3 protein-coding genes are annotated in these 3672 nt (G+C 56.6%); all 3 read left to right on the forward strand.

The genetic code is table 11. From position 1 onward, the window contains the following. Nucleotides 1-1781 (forward strand): transcription-repair coupling factor (mfd, locus tag ACOSYY_RS15685; RefSeq protein WP_421663553.1); only part of this gene is annotated, 1781 nt, incomplete at its 5' end. Between the two features lie 88 nt (nucleotides 1782-1869). Next, nucleotides 1870-2700 (forward strand): peptidylprolyl isomerase, encoded by an 831-nt coding sequence (locus ACOSYY_RS15690; protein WP_421663555.1) that lies wholly within the window; start codon nucleotides 1870-1872, stop codon nucleotides 2698-2700. Between the two features lie 78 nt (nucleotides 2701-2778). Beyond that, a partial coding sequence (locus ACOSYY_RS15695; RefSeq protein WP_421663557.1) for a peptidylprolyl isomerase occupies nucleotides 2779-3672 on the forward strand: 894 nt, incomplete at its 3' end.

A 3672-nucleotide genomic window follows, 5' to 3' on the forward strand; every position in this document is an offset into this window, starting at 1 on the left:
ATATCGAGGAGATGGCCCAAGAATTGATCGATCTGTACGCAAACCGTGAGCTCGTGAAACGGAATGCCTACGGCGGAACCACGACTCTCTATCACGAATTCGAAGCGGCCTTTGAGTATGAAGAAACAACCGATCAGCTCAGGGCCATCGAGGACATCGGCCGCGACATGGAGTCGACGAAACCCATGGATCGGCTGGTCTGCGGAGACGTCGGATATGGAAAGACGGAAGTGGCCATGCGCGCAGCCTTCAAAGCCGTGGAGCATGACCGCCAAGTGGCGGTGCTGGTCCCGACCACTCTCCTGGCCCATCAACACTATGAAAACTTTGCCGAACGATTCGCGCCGTTTCCAATGCGCGTCGCGCTGCTCTCGCGATTTCAGTCCTCCAAGGAGACCAAAGCCATTCTGAAGGATGTCGGCGAGGGAATCGTCGATATCGTGATCGGCACGCACCGACTGCTGCAGAAAGACGTGACATTCCGCCGACTCGGCCTCGTCATTATCGACGAAGAGCAATGGTTCGGCGTCAAACATAAAGAAAGGCTGAAGCAGCTGCGCACCCAGGTCGACGTCCTGACGTTGACCGCCACTCCCATTCCGCGCACTCTCCAAATGGCGATGTCGAGCGTTCGGGATCTCTCGATCATCGATACTCCACCCGCAGGACGATTGGCGATCAAAACGGAGGTGATCCGATTCAGCGACAAGGCGGTGCGGGACGCCATCCTCCGCGAACTCGGACGCGGGGGGCAAGTCTATTTCGTCCACAATCGGGTCGAAACCATGGAGCGGATCGGAGCGTGGTTGCATCAGTTGGTTCCCGAAGCCCGCATGGTCATGGCCCACGGCCAGATGGATGCCAGACCGCTGGAGGCCGTGATGCTGAAATTCGTGAAACGGGATGCGGACGTCCTAATCGCCTCGGCCATCATTCAATCCGGGCTCGACGTCCCCAACGCCAACACCATCATCGTCAATCGGGCGGACCTTTTCGGCCTCGCGCAGTTGTACCAGTTGCGCGGACGTGTCGGACGCGGCGGCGAGCAAGCCTATGCTTACTTCCTCATCCCGGATGAAGGCACGCTTACCGGCGATGCTCAAAAACGATTGATCGCGATTCAGCAATTCACGGAACTCGGATCGGGGTTCCGGATCGCCGCGGCGGACCTTGAGATTCGAGGGGCGGGCAATCTTCTGGGCAAACAACAGTCGGGCCATATCGCCGCGATCGGCTTGGATCTGTACATGCAAATGGTGGAGCAGGCTGTCCAGCGGTTGAAGGGGCATGTGATGGAGGAGGAGCCGGATCCAACTCTGCAATTTCCGGTTTCGGCGTTTATTCCGGAGCAGTACGTGGCCGATCCGCATCACCGCCTGTCCCTCTATAAACGGATGACGGCTTGCGGCCAAGTCGGCGAGCTGGCCCTGTTGCATGGGGAGCTTCAAGACCGATACGGCCCTCCTCCGGAGCCGGTCGAACGACTGCTTGAAGTGATGCAACTCCGGACTCATGCCAAACGACTTCGCCTGGCCTCGATCGAAGTGCATGATCGGACCGTCAAGATTGTGTTCCACCCGAAAGCGGTCATTCCTGAGGCCTCCGTCCACCGATTGATGGACCAGCTCAAGAAGCGGCTACGGTTCCTGAGCCCGGTTGCCTTCGAGATCCAGATGGGTCATGACGACTGGCCGGCGCTCTTTTCGGAACTCAATGCAATCTTGCAAAGCCTCGATCTCTGTGATACCAAGACCATCCAAAAGGGAAAGAGTCCCCTTTAATCGAGGTCCACATCCGCCACGACATATGATGCCCTTCCGACTCCTGTTCCTCTGCAGAGCATATTGTCTCCCGGGACTGCTTGTCGGCATGTTAGCCGGTTTCGGGCCGGTGTGGGGATGCGCCGAGCGACAGGAAGAACCGGTCGTCGCCTTGGTGAATGGACGGGCCATTACTCAAAGTGAATTCGATCTTCACTGGAGCGAACTTTCCAAAGCCACACGCTCGCGTTATGAGAAGGAGGGTGGTAAACGACAATTCCTGGACGAACTCATCACCCGCGAGCTGCTGATGCAGGAAGCCCGTCGCCGAGGGCTTGATCACGACGATACCATTCGAGACAAGACACAGCGGTATAAAGAGCAGCTGATTCTCGACGAGCTGTTGAAAGACAAGCTCCAATCCAAGGTCGAGCTTACCCAGGCCGAGCTCGATGCCTACTACAAAATGAACGCCGGCCAACTCCTGGACCCCTTGAAAGCCAATGTCTCGGTGATGCTGCTCCCCAATGTGTATGCCGCCAAAGACCTGGAAGCGCAGGTGAATCGAGGCGGGAGTTTTGCCAAGTTTGCGCAGCGATATTCGCTCGACGAAAAAACAAAATCGAGGGGCGGCGAGCTGGGGCCCTACCGGAAGGAACTCGTCCCTTCCGAAGTCGAGGCCGTCATCCACACGCTGAAACTCGGGATGGTCAGCGCGCCGATCAAGACCGACAGCGGCTATTACCTGGTCATGCTGACCCCGCTCGACGAGGCCGTGATCCAAGCCGATTTGGCAAAGCAGGAACGGCTTCGACAAGAATTACTGGCCGATAAGCGCCGCAAACAATTCGAAGAAATCATCGCCGATATTCGGACCAATGCCGTGGTTCGCCTCGCCGAAGCCTCCCGCCATATCACAGAGGACACCGGCAAACGTTAACTTCTACTCGATATCCACGAACCCGCCCGCTTCGTGTAGAATCATGCATCAGAGCGCTCCGCCGGGGATGATGGCATCATGAAACACGAATCGATTGGATCAGAATGGTCGGTTCTTGTGACGTTCCTGCTCACCCTGTTGATGATTCCGATATGGCCGCCGGCCTTTTCCGAGGCTCGTCTTCAAGACCGCATCGTCGCCATCGTCAATTCGGAATTGATCATGTTGTCGGATGTGAAACGTGAGTTTGAAGTGGAACAAGAGCGACTTTTCCGCGAACACCATGGCAACGATCTCGCCCAACGGTTGAAAACCGCGGAATACATGGCCTTGACGAAGCTCATCGAGCGGCGATTGCAGCTGCAGGAAGCCAAGGCAAAAAAGGTCGAGGTATCGGACCTGGAAGTGAAGCAAGCCATTGAACAGATGAAGAAGCAAGGCAACTCCCTCGACACCGCTAATCCGAGCCATGTGCAGACTGTTCGCGATCAGATTCTCCTCATGAGAGTCGTGGATCTGCATATTCGCGGCAATATTACCGTCGGAGACTCTGAACTCAAGCGGTTCTACCAAGAGCATCGTGACCGCTTCGCCCTCCCCGAAGAGTACCAACTGAGCCAGATCATCATTCATCCGCGCTCCTCGGATGGATTGGCCGAGGCCTTGACCAAAGCCCGCCGAGCCATGGACGAATTGAAACGAGGGGAGAAATTTGAAGAAGTCGCCATGCGATATTCCGACGGCGCCAATGCCTTGCAGGGTGGACGACTCGGATGGGTCAAACAGGGGGAACTCCTCCCTGCCATTGAGCAAGCGGTGGCCCATTTAGTGTCGGGAGGCATCTCGGACATCATCGAGAGCCCGGAAGGAGTCCGGATTATCCGCATGGATGACAAAAAGCCGAAACAGTTTAGCCGGTACGAGGACGTACGTCGGGAAGTTCAGGAACTGGTCTATCAGCAGAAGAGCGAT

It is taken from the genome of Nitrospira sp. BLG_2, assembly GCF_049222245.1.

What these genes read in the sequence shown, in the direction of transcription:
- ACOSYY_RS15690 (WP_421663555.1), top strand. Translation starts at nt 1,870, where the DNA reads ATGTTAGCCGGTTTCGGGCCGGTGTGGGGATGCGCCGAGCGACAGGAA.